At 64.7% G+C, this 686-nt stretch carries 1 protein-coding gene; it reads left to right on the forward strand.

Annotated features, from left to right (window positions below; all coding sequences use genetic code 11):
* Positions 1-686, forward strand: a 686-nt coding sequence (locus tag ABLV30_RS02290; protein WP_348865514.1) for a sodium ion-translocating decarboxylase subunit beta, incomplete at both ends; no start/stop codon positions are given.

Here is a 686-nt window from a genome sequence, read left to right on the forward strand (position 1 = left end):
CTGGGGGCGCTGACGCTGAACTACTTCGGCATCATCAGCTTCACCCTGCCGCAGGCGGCGGCCATCGGCATCATCGGCGGCGCGGACGGCCCGACGGCGATTTATCTGTCGGGCAAGCTGGCGCCGGAATTACTCGGGGCCATCGCGGTGGCGGCGTACTCGTATATGGCGCTGGTGCCGTTAATCCAGCCGCCGATTATGAAGGCGCTGACCAGCGAGAAGGAGCGGAAAATCCGCATGGTGCAGCTGCGCACGGTGAGTAAGCGGGAAAAAATCCTCTTTCCGGCGGTGCTGCTGCTGCTGGTGGCGCTGCTGCTGCCGGACGCGGCGCCGCTGCTGGGGATGTTCTGCTTCGGCAACCTGATGCGCGAGAGCGGGGTGGTGGAGCGCCTGAGCGACACGGTGCAGAACGGGCTGATAAATATCGTGACCATTTTCCTCGGGCTGTCGGTGGGGGCCAAGCTGGTGGCGGACAAGTTCCTGCAGCCGCAGACCCTGGGCATTCTGGTGCTGGGGGTGATTGCGTTCTGCGTGGGGACGGCGGCGGGGGTGCTGATGGCGAAGCTGCTGAACCTGTGCAGCCGGAACAAAATCAACCCGCTGATTGGCTCGGCCGGGGTGTCGGCGGTGCCGATGGCGGCCAGGGTGTCAAACAAGGTGGGTCTGGAGTCGGACGCGCAGAACTT

The organism is Klebsiella sp. CN_Kp113 (assembly GCF_040064585.1).
GTDB classification, from domain to species: domain Bacteria; phylum Pseudomonadota; class Gammaproteobacteria; order Enterobacterales; family Enterobacteriaceae; genus Klebsiella; species Klebsiella michiganensis.